At 59.4% G+C, this 17,661-nt stretch carries 12 protein-coding genes and 1 tRNA gene; 4 read left to right on the top strand and 9 right to left on the bottom strand.

Going from position 1 to position 17,661, the window contains the following annotated elements; genetic code table 11:
* The first annotated feature begins 20 nt into the window (after window positions 1-20).
* On the top strand, window positions 21-1,319 hold the full coding sequence (locus HMPREF3169_RS00840; RefSeq protein ID WP_083281207.1) for a YibE/F family protein: 1,299 nt from the start codon (window positions 21-23) through the stop codon (window positions 1,317-1,319).
* Here the strand turns inward: HMPREF3169_RS00840 and HMPREF3169_RS00835 are convergent.
* Window positions 1,316-2,638 (bottom strand): UDP-glucose dehydrogenase family protein, encoded by a 1,323-nt coding sequence (locus HMPREF3169_RS00835; protein ID WP_070432263.1) that lies wholly within the window; start codon window positions 2,636-2,638, stop codon window positions 1,316-1,318. The two genes, HMPREF3169_RS00840 and HMPREF3169_RS00835, sit on opposite strands and share 4 nt — an antisense overlap.
* A gap of 53 nt (window positions 2,639-2,691) precedes the next feature.
* Window positions 2,692-3,264, bottom strand: a complete 573-nt coding sequence (gene dcd / locus HMPREF3169_RS00830) for a dCTP deaminase (RefSeq protein WP_062036915.1) — start codon at window positions 3,262-3,264, stop codon at window positions 2,692-2,694.
* A gap of 87 nt (window positions 3,265-3,351) precedes the next feature.
* Between dcd and HMPREF3169_RS00825 the strand changes: the two genes are divergently transcribed.
* Together HMPREF3169_RS00825 and HMPREF3169_RS00815 are read left to right on the top strand one after the other, a co-directional pair.
* Window positions 3,352-3,425, top strand: a tRNA-Gly gene (locus HMPREF3169_RS00825).
* Between the two features lie 347 nt (window positions 3,426-3,772).
* The gene (locus tag HMPREF3169_RS00815; protein WP_070432262.1) at window positions 3,773-4,705 is read left to right on the top strand and encodes a class C sortase; all 933 of its coding nucleotides are present in this window, start codon (window positions 3,773-3,775) and stop codon (window positions 4,703-4,705) included.
* A gap of 86 nt (window positions 4,706-4,791) precedes the next feature.
* On the opposite strand, the gene HMPREF3169_RS00810 is transcribed toward HMPREF3169_RS00815, so the two are convergent.
* From HMPREF3169_RS00810 to HMPREF3169_RS00785, 7 genes are all read right to left on the bottom strand, one after another.
* Window positions 4,792-8,283 (bottom strand): prealbumin-like fold domain-containing protein, encoded by a 3,492-nt coding sequence (locus HMPREF3169_RS00810; protein ID WP_070455359.1) that lies wholly within the window; start codon window positions 8,281-8,283, stop codon window positions 4,792-4,794.
* Complete coding sequence (locus HMPREF3169_RS12560; RefSeq protein ID WP_083281209.1) at window positions 8,283-9,134, bottom strand: isopeptide-forming domain-containing protein; 852 nt, start codon at window positions 9,132-9,134, stop codon at window positions 8,283-8,285. The genes HMPREF3169_RS00810 and HMPREF3169_RS12560 overlap by 1 nt, the downstream gene beginning before the upstream one ends.
* Window positions 9,135-9,138: 4 nt before the next feature.
* Window positions 9,139-10,020 carry a class C sortase gene (locus HMPREF3169_RS00805; protein ID WP_070455357.1) on the bottom strand — a complete coding sequence of 294 codons (882 nt, stop codon included), beginning with the start codon at window positions 10,018-10,020 and terminating at the stop codon, window positions 9,139-9,141.
* Between the two features lie 216 nt (window positions 10,021-10,236).
* Window positions 10,237-11,742, bottom strand: a complete 1,506-nt coding sequence (locus tag HMPREF3169_RS00800; protein WP_070455355.1) for a SpaH/EbpB family LPXTG-anchored major pilin — start codon at window positions 11,740-11,742, stop codon at window positions 10,237-10,239.
* Window positions 11,743-12,378: 636 nt separating this feature from the next.
* Window positions 12,379-14,163 (bottom strand): ABC transporter ATP-binding protein, encoded by a 1,785-nt coding sequence (locus tag HMPREF3169_RS00795; protein WP_070433132.1) that lies wholly within the window; start codon window positions 14,161-14,163, stop codon window positions 12,379-12,381.
* 3 nt (window positions 14,164-14,166) lie between these two features.
* Entirely contained in the window at window positions 14,167-15,852 is a 1,686-nt protein-coding gene (locus HMPREF3169_RS00790) for a VanW family protein (protein ID WP_210385658.1), read from the bottom strand.
* Between the two features lie 58 nt (window positions 15,853-15,910).
* On the bottom strand, window positions 15,911-17,080 hold the full coding sequence (locus HMPREF3169_RS00785) for a glycoside hydrolase family 3 N-terminal domain-containing protein (protein ID WP_246815569.1): 1,170 nt from the start codon (window positions 17,078-17,080) through the stop codon (window positions 15,911-15,913).
* A gap of 59 nt (window positions 17,081-17,139) precedes the next feature.
* Between HMPREF3169_RS00785 and HMPREF3169_RS00780 the strand changes: the two genes are divergently transcribed.
* Window positions 17,140-17,637 (top strand): universal stress protein, encoded by a 498-nt coding sequence (locus HMPREF3169_RS00780; protein WP_061925158.1) that lies wholly within the window; start codon window positions 17,140-17,142, stop codon window positions 17,635-17,637.
* Window positions 17,638-17,661: the final 24 nt, after the last annotated feature.

The raw sequence follows: 17,661 nt of genomic DNA, 5'->3' as shown, positions 1-17,661 counted from the left end.
AATCGTTCACAATAAGCTGCATGGGCAAACACACGACGGCTTCCAAGCCGGTGGTCTCCTTTCCTAGTGGAGGCCGCCTTTATTTAGCGACGAACCAAAACCCGTGGCGTCTCGCGCTGCTTATCGGGCTTGCGCTGGCCGTCCTTGTAACCATCATCGGCGCTATTTTCCTGCGCCCTACCACTTCTCCGGTAGATCACACGAGCGCAGAGTTCTCGCAGACTTACGCTCTGAACCACCCGCAGGCCGAGGGCACGGTCAAGACTGTCGACCACGCCATCTGCCAGTCGGATCAGACCGGCAAGGCCTTCGACAAGCCACCACTCATTCCGGCGGAGCCAGGTGGCGATTGCACCCGCTCCCTCATCGATATCACCTCCGGGGACAACGCAGGCAAGATGACCCAGCTGGTGCACTTTGGCGTCGCGGGTGACCCAGACTTGCAGGAGGGTGACAAGATCCTGCTCTCCGAGGCCACCGGCCCCAACGGGGACGTAGACTATGCCTTCGCCGATTATCAACGCAGCGGCAACCTCGTCCTCTGGGCCATCATCGCCGCTATCGTCATCATTGCTTTCGCGGCATGGCACGGATTGCGCTCGCTCATTGGCCTGGCAATTTCGCTCGCAATCGTATTCTTCTACTTGCTTCCCGCTCTCGTCGAGGGCACAAACCCCTTGGGCTTGGCATTGGTAACCAGCGCCGCCATCATCTTCATCGTTGTACCACTCGTGCACGGGTTCAACTGGAAGTCCGCCTCTGCTTTGGGCGGTGCACTCATCGCCCTGCTGCTGGCGGCTTTCCTGGCCAGCTCCACTATCAACTCAACGAGCCTGCAGGGACTTAGCTCCGAAGACAACCTCAAGCTCCTGCTCTACATGCCCGGAGTTTCCATCGTGGGTGTCCTGCTCTGCGGATTCATCATCGGCGCGCTGGGCAGCCTCAACGATATCTCCATCGCGCAGGCCTCCACCGTCCGCGAGCTCAATGAGCTCAACCCCGAAGCAGGCCCTGCGGAGCTGTTCAAGTCCGCCATGAAGGTCGGCCGCGACCATATCGCTTCCATGGTCTACACCATCGTCCTCACATATACCGGCGCGTCAGTGCCGCTGCTCATGCTGATTACAGCAGCTCAGCGCCCGGCGGGCCAGATTCTTTCCAGCGACCTCGTAGCCACCGAGCTCCTGCGCTCCGCCGTGGGTGCAATGGCACTGACCCTAGCAGTGCCCATCACCACTCTCATCGCAGCGCTGACCATCCCGCAGCGTGAGGCGGGTCCCGAACCTGACGCTACTAATAGCGCCCTGTCCGTTCGCTAGAGGCTGCGGCCCAGCGCCTCGATGGTCCAGCCGGCCTGCTTCCACGCCTCAACGTCGAGGACGTTGCGGCCGTCGATGATGTGTTTGTTGGTGACCAGCTCCGCCACTTCGGCGGGGTCCAGCTGGCGGAATTCTTGCCATTCGGTGGCGAGAATAACCAGCTCGCTCTCGCGCAGAGCTTCCTCACAGTCAGCGGCGTAGTTCAACGTAGGAAACACCTTGCGGGCGTTTTCCATGCCCTCTGGGTCATAGACGGTAACCGCAGCGCCAGCCAAGGACAAAGAACCCGCCACGGACAGCGCTGGCGAATCGCGAACGTCGTCAGAGTTCGGTTTGAAAGCGCATCCCAGAACTGTCACGCGGTGGCCTAACAGCGAACCCTGGAAGGCCTCTTTAGCCATGTCCACGGTGCGGTCACGGCGACGCATATTGATGGCATCGACCTCACGCAGGAAGGTCAGCGCTTGGTCCGCACCCAACTCGCCGGCACGTGCCATGAATGCACGAATATCCTTCGGCAGGCAGCCACCGCCGAAGCCCAGACCTGCGCCCAAGAACTTACGGCCGATGCGCTCGTCGTAACCGATAGCATCGGCAAGCTTTACGACGTCCGCGCCCGCAATCTCGCAGATCTCAGACACGGCGTTGATGAAGGAAATCTTGGTGGCCAGAAACGCATTCGCAGAGACCTTGACCAGCTCGGCAGTCTGCAGGTCAGTCACAATAAACGGCGTATCCTGCGCCAACGGCTTGGCATAGACTTCACGGGCTACAGCCTCGCCGCGGGACTGCCCGCCCCGCACGCCCAAAACGATGCGGTCTGGAGCGATGGTGTCCTTTACTGCATAGCCCTCGCGCAGAAACTCTGGGTTCCACGCGATTTCCACGTGGCTGCCCTCCTGGGCCAACTCATTCGCCATCTCCTGCAGCTCCGCCGCAGTTCCCACGGGAACGGTGGACTTACCAAAGATGACGTGCTCGCCTTTGAGGCGCGGTACGAGCTCCGTGATGACAGACTTCACGTAGGTGAGATCCGCGGCGTAGGAGCCGTGGGCCTGCGGGGTGCCAACGCCGAGGAAGTGCACGTTGGCGAACTCCGCGGCGTCGTCATAGCTGGTGGAAAAATCTAGGCGGCCGGCCTCGATGTTGCGCTCGAGTACCTCCGGCAGGCCGGGCTCGTAGAACGGCACGCGGCCGTTCTTGAGAGCTTCAATCTTGCTTTCATCAACATCTACACCGAGTACCTCGTGGCCGAGCTCCGCCATACAGGCGGCGTGAGTCGCACCTAGGTAGCCGGTACCAATCACAGTCATACGCATAACCGGGAATTTTAGGCGCGGTTGACCTGAAGCGCGCGGCGAGAACGAAAAGTTTAACGGAAGTTCAGATAGGACTTCGACGGCGTCGGTCCACGCTGGCCCTGGTACTTCGAGCCCAGCGCGCCGGAACCATACGGAGCCTCCGCCGGCGAAGACATCTTAAAGATAGCCAACTGGCCCACCTTCATCCCGGGCCACAGCGAAATGGGCAGGTTAGCGGTGTTGGACAGCTCGAGTGTGATATGTCCGGAGAAGCCCGGATCGATGAAGCCTGCCGTGGAGTGCGTCAGCAAGCCTAGGCGACCCAGGGAGGACTTGCCCTCCAAGCGGCCTGCCAGGTTGGCCGGCAAGGTGAACTTTTCCAGCGTGGCGCCCAGCACGAACTCGCCGGGGTGTAGGACGAAGGCATCACCCTCGGCCACCTCCACCTCACTGGTGAGGTCCGGCATCTCCTGCTTGGGGTCAATATGCGTATAGCGCGAGTTATTAAACACGCGGAAGAACTTGTCCAAGCGCACATCGATGGAGGAAGGCTGGACCATCTCGGCGTCGAAAGGGTCGATGCTCAAACGCTCGGGAGCATCAGCGGAAATGGCGGCACGGATATCACGATCAGAAAGAAGCACGGTTGATAGTCTACCTCCCCACTGGGCCTTTTATGGCCTTAGGCGGCGGCGGTGCTAAGCTTTACGACGATGCACAAGATGCATTGCGCCGACGTAGTTTAATGGTAGAACTGCAGCTTCCCAAGCTGCTGGCGCGGGTTCGATTCCCGTCGTCGGCTCCACTTATTTTCCCAGTTCATGGACTAATTTCATACTTACAGGATGGACCATGACAGCCCCTATCTTCACGCCCAAAACCACAGCGGATCTTCGCGCTGAGTGTGAGCATCTACTCCAAGAGCTTGCGCCCCGCACAATCGATGAACTCCGCGAACTGTGCGCGGTTGATCAAAACTTAGCCATCGATGAGGCCACTCTAAATCGGTATGAAGCCCTGTGCTTCGTTATCGGCGACTAGGCACAGTTTCGGATTCTCTCCGATCTAGTCTGAGGTTCTAACACTCACGTTATGTACCCCACGTCAACCCCTAGGACGCGCGGCAACAGACCCCCACACAGGCAGGACACAATGGGCAAGCACGAACCAGCGGAAATCAGCGACGCACCCAAGAAGAAGGGCGTCGTCAACCCCAACGCCATCATTGCGTTAATTCTGATCCTCGTCGGTCTCGGTGTCTTGCTCTACCCCGTCGTGGCCACGCAGTGGAACAACCACACCCAATCCCGCGCCGCCGAGGAATACGCCAAGCTGGAGAAGCAAGCCCCGCCAGAAGTACTGCACACCGCATGGGAGGAAGCACAAGCCTACAACGCCGGGTTGGGCCAAATCAGCATTGGCGACGCGTGGACCACCACCGATAACGAAGACTCCCCCGAGTACCAGCGCTACCGCCAGTACCTGTCGGTATTGTCTGAGACCGATGCCATGGGTCGTATCGTCATCCCCTCTATCGATTCCGATCTGCCCATTTATCACGGCACTTCAGAAAAGGCGCTCTCCCGCGGCGCTGGCCACCTCTACGGCACGGACCTACCTGTCGGCGGCGTAGGTGATGGCGAGGGTCGGCACGCAGCACTTTCCGCCCACACAGGCCTACAAAATGCCACGCTGTGGGACAACCTCACCAAGGTCAAGAAGGGCGATGCTTTCTACATCGCCGCCGGCGGCGAGAAGCTCAAGTACGAGGTGCACGATATTCGGGTCGTCGAGCCTGCGGACACCAGCTCGCTCCACCGTGAGCCAGGCCAGGACCTCGTTACGCTCATTACCTGCACCCCCTACGGTGTTAATACCCACCGCTTGCTCGTCACCGGCCACCAAGTGCCGATGGATCCGGAAGATGAGGCTGCGTTCAACAGCTCGGGTGTTCACTGGCAGTGGTGGATGTGGGTCATTCTGGCAGCCGCTGTCATCATCGTGCTTCTGCTCATCTACTGGTGGCGCAAATATGTCAGCAACGCCAAGGACGCCGCGCTTGACGACGACCCGCAAGATTCCTAGCCGCCAATGAAGATACAATAAGGCCCGCCCTTCCCTGGTTGTTTGGAAGAGCGGGCCTTTTCTAAAAGTAGCCGCAAGCGGTGGTTCTATACCCAGCGGCGTCGCAAAGCGAGGCACCCTGCCGCGACAATCGCGGCACCAGCGAGAGCCCACAGGCCTACGCCCTCACCACCGGTCTTGGGCAGTGCACCCTTGGTGATGTCGGCGACCTGAAGGATGCCGACCTTCTTTACGCAATTGGCAGCAGTGTCGGACTCAGCGCACCTACTACTGGTGATAGCAGTTCCTCCGGAGAGCACCTTGATGACTGCATTGCCATTCTGATCCCACTCCGTCGAGAACTTGATTGGCGCGGGCAGCAGGTTATAGCCGTTCGGCGCCTTGGTCTCGATGAGGTAGTACACGCCAGGGGCATCCAAGCCTTCGAGCTTGACGCGGCCTGTGGTGGTGGTCGTGGACTGCTTCACTACGGGGTTAGCATCAGTATTGACGGTGCCATCCGCGTTGAGCTTCAAGTTGCCGTCAGCGTCACCACGGTGGACGGTGAACTGCGCGCCGTCGAGCAACTCGTCGGTTTGAATCTTGTCCGGCGCGGCTGGATCATAGCTCACCTTTTCAAGCAGGACATCCATCTGCTTGGTCTCCAGCGGGATACAAGAGGTGTCTTTCCAACCGCCCATCTCTGCCTCGTTCATGAGGCCAAAGTTGGGTTCATGTAGGCCATCCTTGGTGTAGCAGCGGGAGTTACCGGCAGGCTGACTCGGGTACCCGGCAGGGACGGATGTGCTATTCAATTTGGTTCGATCCAGCTTGAAGCGCACCGTCACCTCGTAGACGTGCTGCCCGGAGCTTCCATTGACGCCCTTGGGCTTAATGATCTTTGGAGTGTCGTTCTTGTTGAGTTCATACGGACCGGCCCCCTGGTACGACTGCGGCTGGCTGGTCTTGTTGAACTCGTCCTTGAAGACCACAGTGGCCCCAGTAACCGTGGCGGCACCAACGAACTTCGGGGTATCCGTCAGCTTTCCGTAGATCACCTCATTGGTGTCGAAGCCGGGAGCATCCGGGGCGGCTACTACGACGTTGTACTTCGCGGTATATTCATTCGCCGCACCAGGAACAGGTTGCGGTGCACTGTCGACAGCAACCTTGCTGAAGCAGGCTTCAGTAGCAACGTTGTCGCTACCGGCCTCACCCTCAGTGGCTTGGAAAGCCACTTTGTTCGGGCTACACACCGTCTTGAGGTTGCCGTATTTATCCGTTCGCACCGGCGCAGAGACGACATACTCTACCTTCGCGTGTCCTGGAAGTGTACCAACATAGCCCTTCATGTATCGGGACTCACCGTCCGCTCCGGACGGGACAGTCATGCCTGCATAAATACCGGCCCCCGGGCCAATCTCGTTAGGCCCTGGATTACGCCCGTTGACGAGTGTGGATCCAGGCCCAAAGCCTTCGAACTTAGCAGTGGGACCGGAAGCATTCACCCCATAGTGAGTATCCGTTGGTAGGTACTCCCAGAACGTGCCTCCCGAGCTGGCGTTAGCTGTGGTGTTTTCCACCGAAATGGTCCAGAAAGTACGGACCTCGCCGTTTACCGCCTTGGTCTCGGAGCGTTGCTTCTTCACTGCAATGTTGGATTGCAGCGCTGGCGGCGGCGGCACCAGATCGGAAGCAGCATCCGTGTTAAATGAAGCAGGCAGGTTGTTCATTATGTTGACCAACTCGAACGTCGGACTTTCGGAGTCCGGGTTACTGATTTTTAGCTCAAAACCCAGCTGATTCGCAGCCGAACTACCCGATCCAAACCCTAGGTTTCCATTGGAATAGGTCCATGCCTTGCCCCACGAGGCGGAGGGGTTGGAGATAGTGCGCCCGTCCAAAGTCTTGATTCCCGTGAGATCCCAGGTCTTGACTGCCCCGGTCTGAGTATCGATGCGTTCAAGAATCAGCTTGTCGCCGGCCTGAGATCTACTCTGGAAGCCCCACATGTACTTCTGGGCTTGAGGGAGCACCGCCCAGTCCTCCGAAAAAGACTGCTGGTTTCCGAACACGCGTTTAGCAGTGACATTATCGACATCGATTCTATAAAGGCGCCGAGTACCAGAGGTAGACGTGTTAGCCACGAAGAAACCCTCGCTGGTATACACGCCCGCGTTAAGCAGATCCCGGTCGCTGCTCGTTTCGAAAGGGGTACCGGTGCTTCCGGACGTAAGGATAGGCCCAAGGTTATGTACCACACCGGTCGCCGGATTAATCTGCAGGAGATGTCCTGCTGGGTAGCAAGGATCACCATTTTCGCCGCGAATCTGGCTCACCGCGTAGAGCCAGTTGTCGCTCGAATTGAATGCTAGAGAGTTATAAACCCATGGGGTCTTCTCGCCTACTTGCCGGTAATCGCGGCCCTGGTCGATCTGCCGGCGCAGGACAGAGGTATCGCGGGTCCGGCCTGCAGGCTCACTGGTCACAACGTAGACAGGGCTACCGTCAGCAAATTCAGCTGGGGTGAGCTCGCGCTTTGGCTGCCTGCTTGTAACCGGATCTTGGCACTCTTCTTTCGCAGGAACAGTGAAGGAAGCTGTAAACACTGTATTGTCTGGCCCGCGGTGAACACCCTTAAACTGAATCTGTGCGGTGCCACCAATAGTAATCTGCGGCAGGATGACTTGGTATTCCTTGGCGCTAATCCTTTTGTAGGTCACCTTCGCCTCATACCAACCTCCGTTGGCACCGGTGTAATAGATCGTCAGGTCATCAGGGTTAGTCGATAAATAACTGTTAACGCTGGATTTGAGGGTAACCACCGTGCCTTGCGGAATGGACAGCTGGCCGCCAAAAAGCTCACCGGACGGAATCTTAAAGTTCGGGATATATCGGCTTCCCTTAAGCACGTATCCATCGTTTACCATCGTGATGGTGCGGTCGCCTGCAGCGTACGGGGTAATGTTCGGCGCCGCCATCAGACGGGCTGGGGCCGCGTCAACGTCAGCAATATCAAGCGGCTCAGTCACCTCCGAAGGGGCTTCTAAGGCTTCGCTGGATTCAGGTGATGACGTGCTGGTAGTCTCCTCGGCTACTCCACGCACGTCGACGGACATCCCGCTCAGTTCGGATTCCTCTGCGACCGCTGGGATCTTCAGTGAGAAAGCTGCCCCTGCTGGCACGTCAGTAGAAAGGCCAGCGATTCGGAAAGTCACTGAAGAACTGGTTGATTTTACAACGAGGTTGTCTCCTTCGCGGACGGGGATCACTTCGCCGTCGATAGTCAGTGTGTAGGCCGAGCCGTCGAACTCCAGTCCTGCAGTCTCAACAGTGAATTCCAACTCCTCCACGGTTCCGGCGTCAACAAAGTGGCCTTCAAATGTTGCGGAGTCGCCAACAGTCAGGCTCAGTTGGTCTGCGGAATCAAGCTCGACACGCAACGCTGTGGTTTGTGCCTCGGCGACAGCGCCAATGAAACCTGGAAGAGCAGCCGGCGCAGCGACGCTAAAAACTAGGGCCAGCACTGCAGCGAACGCCCCTACGACGCGCCAGCGATACGCTACCGGCTCGACCAGATGAGAATCTGTCCAGGACATTACCGTCCCTCGCTTTCTGAATTCTTCCTACGGCTAAAGGCAATCATCACGAAACCAGTGGCAATCAATGCCAACGCTGCGGCTACTACACCGATTACCTGTGCACCGGTCATCGCCAATGAGCCACCATTGCCCGACGGCGTTACTGGGGTTGAGGTCTTACCGGCACTTGGAGTACCCGGCGGCGTTGTCTCGGGTTGGTGAGGTGGCTTCCCTGGTTTAGTCGGTGGATAGTTCGGAGGTGTTTGCGGGGTATCCGGGCGTGACGGCGGAGCGCTCGGAGCAGATGACGACGTGGGTGGCGTCGGCGTTTCACCCGGTTTGTGGGTCTTGGCCACAATCACTCCTGGTACTGGTTTCGGGTTATCTACCACCGTGTGGAATGGAACCGCCACCACAAACGGGTTTATCTCTCGGTAGGAATCATCCGGCGCTGTAGACGTCACCACATAGAAGCCATGAGCTAGACCATCAAACGTCACCTCGCCATTGGCATTGGTGACCAGATCCACGTGCACATCGGTGCGCCAATCACGAACCTCGTCGAGATTCGCGTTCCGTACGCGGGCTGCGTCGTCAGCGTTGGTCGGGTCCAAGCCGGCAAGCCGGTCCAGATGAATTGTGACACCTTGGATTTTTCCCGAGGGCGCCTGGCCATCGTCGTTGGGATTGCCTTGTGTCAGCCGGATTGTCACTGTATCCGTAGCCGAAGTGCGTTCGGCACCAGTGGACTGCTGCCCGGCAACCTGCACCGCTTCTGCAGCAACCACGCCCGGCCCTGCGAACGAAACCGCACACGCTACTCCGACGGAAACCACTCGGGCCGACCAAGTATTTGTCAACCTCTTCATCGCCTTACTCCCGCACGCTACTTTCTTCACCAATAATTTCTTGCGCTCCGGCCGCCTTCTGCCGTCGCAGCCACCACACCAGCCAGCAACCAATGACAATCACCGCAGCCAACAGTGCGTACATCCACCATTGCCAACCCGGGCCGTGGGAGCCTTCAAATACCGACTCCTCCCCCGGCTCCATAGGAACCTGATGGCCACGCACCAGCAAGCGATGCGTGTTGATCCCGTACGGAGTGCACGTAATCAGCGTGACGTAGTCCTGATCGGCGACTGGCCGTAGGCCATCAACTTCACTCGGCAGAACCACTTGAATGCTGTCGACGACGTACTTCAATTTGTGGCCAGCAACCTGGATGTAGAACACATCTCCCTCGGTGGCAGAGTCGAGGTGATCAAACATCGTTGAATTCGCCAGGCCCGTATGCCCCGTGATGACGGAATGAGTTCCTGGTCCGCCTACCGGCAAATCAGAGCCATATAAATGTCCTAGTCCACGCTGCAGTGTCTTATCCGCGGTGCCATGAAACACCGGCAGATCAACGTCTACGGCTGGGAAGACAAGGCGAGCCATCGCTTCGGTCTCACCCAACTGTTCCAGGTAAGCCTCATAATCGGGATTATCCACACCGATACGGTTCAGCCACGGATCCAAGATCGGACCCGAAGTCTGCTCCTCGTTGTACGCATGCGCAGCATCCCATACGGAGTCCTGCACCTGCGCCGGTGTCTCTTTGTCCAGTCGCGCATACTCTTGCGCCACCTGTGAGGCATTCCAGTTGTTCCAGGCGGTCGAGACCACTGGGTACAGCATCACCAACAACCCGACGACAACGATTACCGCCGGAAGAGCTAAGCCTCCACGGCGCCTGTGCCGCCGGCCCATTTCCTGGCCTACCACCGAAGTCAACGACCCGCACCACCCAAAACAATGCCCACGCGCTAGCGCAGCGCGACCGGGATTACAACGAAAGAGAAAGATAGGGACCGGAATCTACGCCTAGTCCAGTCCCCTCATTGGGTCGGGCTGCCTACCTTGGCTACCCGACCCGCAGCGCAGACCACCATGGACAGTCTGCGCCACCGGAACTACGCCCGGCTATTAGTTGCGCGCGGTACGGCGAGCGAACCATGCACCAGCTGCGACGATGGCTGCACCAATAGCGGCCAGGATTCCGACACCGGCACCACCAGTCATCGGCAGGTTCGGGGTGTCCTGCTTGATGTTGTCGATCTCAGACACGAGGGTAATCTTGTCGTCACCGTTGAGCTCACCAGTCTTCGCGATATTCTCGCGGGTGAAGTCAATCTCGGTAACGTTCTTCTCCGGCAGTGCATAACCAGCCGGAGCCTTGGTCTCCTTCAGACAGAACTTCTTGGTTGCCGGAGCAACCTCCTTGCTGTCCTCGAAGTCGGTGACGTGCAGGCCGTCGATTGTAAAGGTACCGTCAGCGCCGGTAGTCCACTTGTTCGCACCGTTTACCCTCAGCGGGTTCTCGAGCTTATCCTGCGCGGAGGCACATCGGTAGAGCTCAAACTCCGCACCCTGCAGGACCTTACCGGCCTCCTTGCCGTCCTTCTTCACAACCTTCAGCTTGCCGTGGTAGGTCACGACCTCGTTGGTCTTGTTCTTGACCTCTTTACCGGTATTCGGGTTGTTGAAGATGACGTCAGCCTGGTTCTTCAGCTCAGTGGTGTCGCCAACCTCCTTGCGCTTGACCTCGAAGGTCAGGGACATCTTGTCGCCGGACTCAACCTTGGTCAGGCCCTGGTCAGTCAGCTTGACGATGAGCTTGTTGCTGTTGTCAGCCGGAGTGTTGACCTCGTAGTCACCGGTTTCCAGAACAGTGTCGCCAGCCTTGACCTCGGTAACCTTCTGGAAGTCCAGGCGCTTATCCAGCTGGTCTTCGAAGCGGAAAGCAGTCAGGCTCTTGCCCTCGCCCCAGGTCGGGGCGTAAGCGTTAATGGTGTAGGTGTAACCATCCTGGATGTGCTTATCTGCATCCTTGACGGTCTTCTCAGTCTTGGTCTCGGTGTTCTTTGGGTAGGCCACGACATTGTAGTTCCACGCATCGGAGGCCTCATTGACCATCGGCACCGACACGATGAACGGAGCACCAGACACGATGCCGGCAGGAGCATCGGTCTCCTCAACGAGGTAGATGCCAAGATCCAGGTTCTCGAAAGCCACCTTGCCGTCGTCACCGGTGGTCGTCTCGAAAGTTTCTTCAGTCTCGTGGCCCTTGGCATCGGCAGCCGTCTTCGGGAACTTAGACCAGTCGCCATTCTGCAGGTCGTAGTTCAGCTTGGTGATCTTGTAGGTCACACCAGCGAGCGGCTCACCCTGTACGCCTTCCATCTCCTGGCCGGTAGCTGCATTACCAGACTCGGCACCCTTCTTCTTGTAGAGGGTGATGGAGCCCTTCTTGGAAAAGTCGATGTTGGCCGGGTTAACGGAGGTGCCCGCGGGAGCCTCAGAAGTGGTAGTCGCCGAAGCATCGGCGGCGGTATCGTCCTGAGCCAGGGCGCCCGGAGCGGAGATCCCCAGGGAGAGGCCTACGACTGCTGCGAAAGTGACCGAACGAGCGGTACGAGAGATCTTGTTCACGGAAACAGGTCCTTTACATGAGTTGTGTAATGAGACACCGCGCCTCATCAGCTGTACGCAATCCACTCCCCACGGTTTACACACCATGGCCCGGCCCATCACTAAGAATCTTTCACCCACATAGAGCGACGTTCCCAAGAAGGTAAGGCACCTACCCGGGCCCCTAGCCTAAGTAACGGTAGCCTGTGGATTACATAGCTAGACCCTATACCTAGAAGAAGAAATGCGATATCGAACAAATGCCCGCTTCCCATAAAACCAGCTAGCCCTCTCAAGTAATCGCCCCCCCCCCCGCACAGATAATAATTATATTCGCAGTTAAACTGCGGTATTGGTAGCTGCCATTCCACTTTGAGTGATATCGACCTCACCGCCCCCTTACGGGGGCTCTAGCAGCCTTGCCCAGGCACATTGGTGGCAACTATCTCACTGCGAAACGCTTACCAAGAGCGCCATGCAACCACCAGCACAACCATTAACACTGTCAATATCGCCAGGTAGACGTGAATCTTCATGGGCAACCACTGGGGCGCGGCAAGAAGGTACCTCAGGACAATCCCGAAGCCATATATTTTCTCGGTCTTTAACAAACTCCAGATAGAAAGCTAGCATCCCTAGGTTTCTTGGCGGGGCTCTCTAAGAACGATCACCAGTAGTTTTCGCGGCACGAAGGAGCGCCGCATAAGCGCCGTCGCGGGCCAGCAGCTCAGCGTGGGTGCCGCGCTCGGCCACGCGGCCGGCGTCGAGGACGATGATCTGGTCGGCATCGCGGATAGTGGACAGGCGGTGGGCGATGACCAAGCGGGTAGCATCCGCGCCAAGCACTGCCTCCTGGATGGCGCGCTCCGTCTCGTTGTCGAGGGCGGAGGTGGCCTCATCCAAGATGAGCACCCGTGGTTGGCGCAGCAACGTGCGGGCAAGCGAAAGGCGCTGCTGCTCACCGCCGGAGAAGCGGTAGCCGCGCGAGCCCACCACTGTGTCCAGACCTTCCGGCAGCGCGGCGATGACCTCGTCCACGCGCGCGGCGTTAAGCGCCGCCCACATCTGTTCCTCACTCGCATTCGGCTGCGCGAAGAGGAGGTTCTCCCGCACCGTGCCGTGAATCAGGTAGGTCTCCTGGGAGACCACGCCAATGACCTCCGCGCGCTGCTCAGGTGGAATATCGCGCAGGTCGACCCCGCCCAGGTGCACGGTGCCTTCGGTCGGATCGGCAAGGCGCGCAAAAAGTGCGGCCACCGTGGACTTGCCGGACCCGGTATGCCCCACTAGCGCGGTGGTGGTGTGGGCGGGGATGGAAAGGGAGACGTCGGAAAGCGCGTCGGTGTCGGTGCCGGGGTAGCGGTAGGAGACGTGCTGGAGGGTGAGGGAGGCGTCGGCAAGCTGGGCGGGCTGGGTGGCCTCGGTGAGTTCGGGCTCCAGGTCCAGGTACTCGAAGATGCGGCTAAACAGCGCCATCGACGCCACCCACTGCGCGCCCACGTTGAGCAGGCCGGTAATGGGACGGAAGATCTGGGTCTGCAGGGTGGAAAAGGCGATGAGCGTGCCAATCGTAATGCCCGGGCGCAAGCCGGCCGCCAGGTAAATCAGGGCCGGCATCACGCCGAAGATGATTTGCGTCAGCGCCATGCGCCAGCGCCCGGCCAACTGCGATTCCAGCTCCAAACGGATGAGGGAGCGGGAGGTTTTCTCAAAGCCGTCATAGACGCGCTCCTGCGCACCCAGCGTGGCCGCCAGGCGCATGCCGGACACGGACAGGTTCTCCGAAATGGTCTGCTGCAGCGTCGCCTGCGCGCGGCTGTTTTTCTCCATGAGGCTGCGGCGCAGAACGGCGGCGCGGCGGGTCAGCCACACTGCAGGCGGCAGTACCACCAGGGACAAAAGCGAGAGGGTAGGCGAAAGCGCCACCATCGCCACCAACGTAGCCACAGTCATGGTGAGGTTGCTGGCCACGGATGTCGCGGTTGTGGTCACCATGCCGCGCATCGCCGCGATGTCATTGGTCAGGCGGGACTGGATTTCGCCGCCGCGGTTATTGGTGAAGAACTGCAGCGATTGGCGCTGCAGGTTGGCAAAGACCTGCGTGCGCAGCTCGTGCATGATGGTGTGCCCCACCCGCGCGGATAAAAAGGACTGGATAACGCCAATGGCTTGGGAGACCACGGTGATGGCCAGCATGCCGCCAACCAACCACAGAAGCAGTGCGGTGTCGTGGTTGGGAATGGCCTCATCCACGGTGCGGCGCACCAAGAAAGGCTGCACCACCGTCAGCCCAGAGGTCGCGATGATGAGCGCTACCACCACAAGCAGCGTGCCGCGGTGGGCTGCGAAAAGGCCGGCCACGCGGCGAAAGGCAATCGGGTGCTGGGCCAGCTGATCGACGTCCGCCGGGTCCTTCACCGCGGTGTGCATCGGCCGAGCCATGACCTAACCGCAGGAGACGATGGGCTGCGGGTCGTAGACCGTGGTGGTGGTTTCGCGCGAAATCTCGCGGCCGGAGAGGTCCTTAATAATGCGGGTATCCGAGGTAGTAAAGCCCGGCGCGCCTGACGACGGCGAGCAATCCTCACCCACCGACATACGGGTTGGCTGGGTAGTGGCCCAGCGACCGTTGTTGACAGACTCCACGTTGTAGGTCTTCACGCCCTTGAAGCGGACGGTGATCTTGCCGCCACCGAAGCTGGTCTCAATGCGGACCGGGGTGTTCGTGGTGTTCTTAAACTGCAGGTCGATAGCACCCTCGTACACGGTAGCCTCACGGCCCGCCGGGTAGCGTGAGATGTAGTATGAGTGCGGCGTGTGCGCCACATCTTCCATGCCAGCGAAGTAGGCAGCGTTGTACAACGTGGTGGCGAACTGCGAGATGCCGCCGCCCACTGCAGTACCGGAGTGGCCATCAATAATGATGCCGGATTCCACATAGCCCTGCGCAGTACCGCGCGGGCCGGTGTAGCCGTTAAGAGAGAAAGTCTCGCCCGGGCTGACAACAGCGCCGTTTACTTCCTCCGCCACGCGGCGGATGTTCTCACCCGAAGCGCCCGAAAAGCCACCGGTAGAAAACTCAGAAACAGTGTCGTTGAAGGTTGCCTTCTCCGCCATTTCCGTGGTGTACTCCGCCGGATCCGGCTTGTAGTCCGCATCCCAGGTGCGCTCGTCGCCCTTAACGCGCTTGTCGAAATCCTTCATGGTCTTCTCCCAGTCGATAATCGAGCCATCGACCGAAGGAGTCACGTTCATCTTGCTGCCGCTGAAGGAAATCTTGGCATTCTGGCCTGGCACCTGCGAGCCATCCATGTGCTCTTCAAACAACTGCTGCGCCTTCGGGGTATCCACCTTCAGTTCCAGCTTGCCGTCTTTTGCCTCGATGGAAACAAACTGCGCGATCTCATCCTTGCGCAGCGTGCCGGAGACATTGTTCTCACCGTTCAAGGTCAGCGGGTTATCCAAAGCCTTCGCGACGTCACCGGTGCGCATTGCTTCAATCGCGTCGTCGTTAATCGCCGGCTCCACAACAACAGGAGCCACCTCAACGCCGGCTGGGTCCAACCAGTTCTCCTTCACCGACTTCTTCAGATCCGCATCATCCACGGTCTGGCCAAGGACCGGCTTAGTTGCCTTCAGACCGCCGTTGTTTAGCTCCAGCATGCCGTCCTTCGGCTCGAAGGAAAGTTCCTTCTTTACCCGTTCCAAATTGCTGTCCAAAGCCGCTGCATCAACGTCCACGGTCACCGGGATTTCCTTGGTGGATTTCACGAAGCTGTACAGGCGGCTAAACGGATTATAGGAAGCATCAGGGATACCGTCCACGGCCTTTTGATAGTTCAAAAATAAGCCGGATTCATTCGGCACCAGCTGGGATGACTTTTCTCCAGAGGTGACCGAGACAGGCTTGGTCTCGACGTCGCCAAGCTCCCGCTCCAGCTTTTCAACCGCTGCGGTGCGCTCCATTCCGGAAATGTCGACGCCGCCAACCGACGTCGCGCGCGGGACCTTGCCCTGATTCGCAATTACATCCCACCCGTAGGCGATGCCTGCGATGAGGAGAAAGCCGACAATCACACCAAGTGTGATGCGCCAGCCTTTGCCAGTTTGCTTTCCTACTGCCTTTTTCACGCCTTAAAGACTATCGTTCAAGCTGAAACTTTCCTAGTAAGGTACTGATCAGCTCTTACTATTCGGGCAATTTTCCACCCGTAAGCCGCTGGGCGGAGGCTTGCAGCTGCGCATCGGTGAGCGTGCCGTCATCGAGTGCTGCTACCACCGCATCGACGGCCGCGGGGAATTCAGCATCCGTGGACCACAGTGGCATATCCGCGCCGCTAGCCAGCGCAGCCACCACCGCCTGCGGGACGTTCATGGTGTTTGCGATAGAGGCCATGCCGCCGATGTCATCGGTGTAGATGGGCCCGCCATAGTGCAGCTGCTCGCGCGCAAGCTGGTATGCCGCGGGATTGATGGAGGCGGGGGTTTGCCCGTCGCCCAGCCCCGGCACAACGAGGTGCCCCATCATGAGTCCCGCCGCAGGAGCCGCCGGGATCGCCTCCTGGAAAGGCACAAACTCGTGTCCGTAAAGCTCCTCCAGCGGCGGAGTCACGGCCTCGCCGAGATGGGTGTCGCCGGAAGCGCGGCCGTGACCTGGGAAGTGCTTGAACACAGCCTTTACTCCCGCCGATTCCAGGCCGCGGGCAAAAGCCGCGCCGTACTCACCGGCCAGCTTGGGGTCGGTGGAAAAGGAACGGTCGCCTACTACTTCGAGTTCGCCACCATCGACGTCGAGAACCGGCGCGAAGTCCACGTTGATGCCATGTTCTTTCAGTACGCGCCCGATCTCGGCACCCATCTGCTCGACTTCTTCTGGGCTATGCTCGGCGGCCATCTGCGCAGGTGCAGGATGCTCGCCGAGGATTTCAGAAAAGCGCTGTACACGCCCGCCTTCGAAATCAATAGAGACTTGGAAATCGCGGCCCACTGCCGCACGCAGGGCGTTAATGTCGCGTTCTGGCTCGCTGAGCAGCGCCGGGTCTGCCCAGCTGGGGATGAAGATTCCGCCGGCGCCGGCCTGCAGTTTGGCCAGCGCGTCGTCGTAGTTCACCGCGGGCGGCATGAGCACCGATGCGGCCAGCTGGCGGCGGTCCACGGGCACAGGCGCTTCCTCGCTGGGGGTTGTACTCGGCGCCGCGCTTGCCGACGCCGCACCAGGCGCCGAGCTCGACGCCGCGGGCTCCTGCGTGCTTTCCGGCTGCTCGCTATCGCAGGAAGCCAAGCAAAACCCAAGCCCAAGCGTGAGGACAGCGGCAGCCGCAGTGCGGGCCGAGAACATCGGGGACGGGGAAAGTTCCATGCCTTCCAGTGTGCACGATTTCCAGCGACATGCCCGCGTAGGGGGTTAGTATGGCATCCATGAGTAACGGTGAGACGATGTTGATTGCTTACGACGGCTCCACTCGGGCAGCCCGCGCGATGGAGCACGCAGCCCGCCTGCTGCGCCCGCGCCACGTCGAGATTTTGACGGCGTGGGAGCCGATGGCCCGTCAGGCAGCGCGTGCGGTCAGCCGTACTGGCATGCACCAGTCCACGGTGGCGCCGGAAGCGGTGGAAGATGATCCGGCCTATGAGGAAGCGCTGCGGATTTGTAGGCAAGGAGTCGAGGTTGCAGAAAACCTGGGCCTTTCCGGCCGCGCCCACTTGGTGGAGTCGGTGACCACGATTGCCTCCGCTATTGTCGACGCCGCGCAAGAACTCGACGTCGATATCATCGTCACCGGCACCCGCGCGCTCAGCGGCTTCCGCGGCTGGTGGACCAACTCCACGGCCGAGCACATCGTGCGTAACGCTGGCCTTCCGGTCTTTATTGTTCCGCCCGAGCTGGACGACGACGCGGAGGAAGAAGATAGCTAAATTTCTAGCAGGTAGCTGCTAGGA

The organism is Corynebacterium sp. HMSC08C04 (genome assembly GCF_001807495.1).
GTDB classification, from domain to species: domain Bacteria; phylum Actinomycetota; class Actinomycetes; order Mycobacteriales; family Mycobacteriaceae; genus Corynebacterium; species Corynebacterium simulans.
This window is presented reverse-complemented; position numbering and strand designations above follow the sequence as displayed.

Bases quoted from the DNA above. Each gene is read 5' to 3' on its own strand.
- HMPREF3169_RS00840 (WP_083281207.1), top strand. From the start codon at position 21: ATGGGCAAACACACGACGGCTTCCAAGCCGGTGGTCTCCTTTCCTAGT.
- HMPREF3169_RS00835 (WP_070432263.1), bottom strand. From the start codon at position 2,638: ATGCGTATGACTGTGATTGGTACCGGCTACCTAGGTGCGACTCACGCC.
- HMPREF3169_RS00815 (WP_070432262.1), top strand. From the start codon at position 3,773: ATGGGCAAGCACGAACCAGCGGAAATCAGCGACGCACCCAAGAAGAAG.
- HMPREF3169_RS00810 (WP_070455359.1), bottom strand. From the start codon at position 8,283: ATGTCCTGGACAGATTCTCATCTGGTCGAGCCGGTAGCGTATCGCTGG.
- HMPREF3169_RS12560 (WP_083281209.1), bottom strand. From the start codon at position 9,134: ATGAAGAGGTTGACAAATACTTGGTCGGCCCGAGTGGTTTCCGTCGGA.
- HMPREF3169_RS00805 (WP_070455357.1), bottom strand. From the start codon at position 10,020: ATGGGCCGGCGGCACAGGCGCCGTGGAGGCTTAGCTCTTCCGGCGGTA.
- HMPREF3169_RS00795 (WP_070433132.1), bottom strand. From the start codon at position 14,163: ATGGCTCGGCCGATGCACACCGCGGTGAAGGACCCGGCGGACGTCGAT.
- HMPREF3169_RS00785 (WP_246815569.1), bottom strand. From the start codon at position 17,080: ATGGAACTTTCCCCGTCCCCGATGTTCTCGGCCCGCACTGCGGCTGCC.
- HMPREF3169_RS00780 (WP_061925158.1), top strand. From the start codon at position 17,140: ATGAGTAACGGTGAGACGATGTTGATTGCTTACGACGGCTCCACTCGG.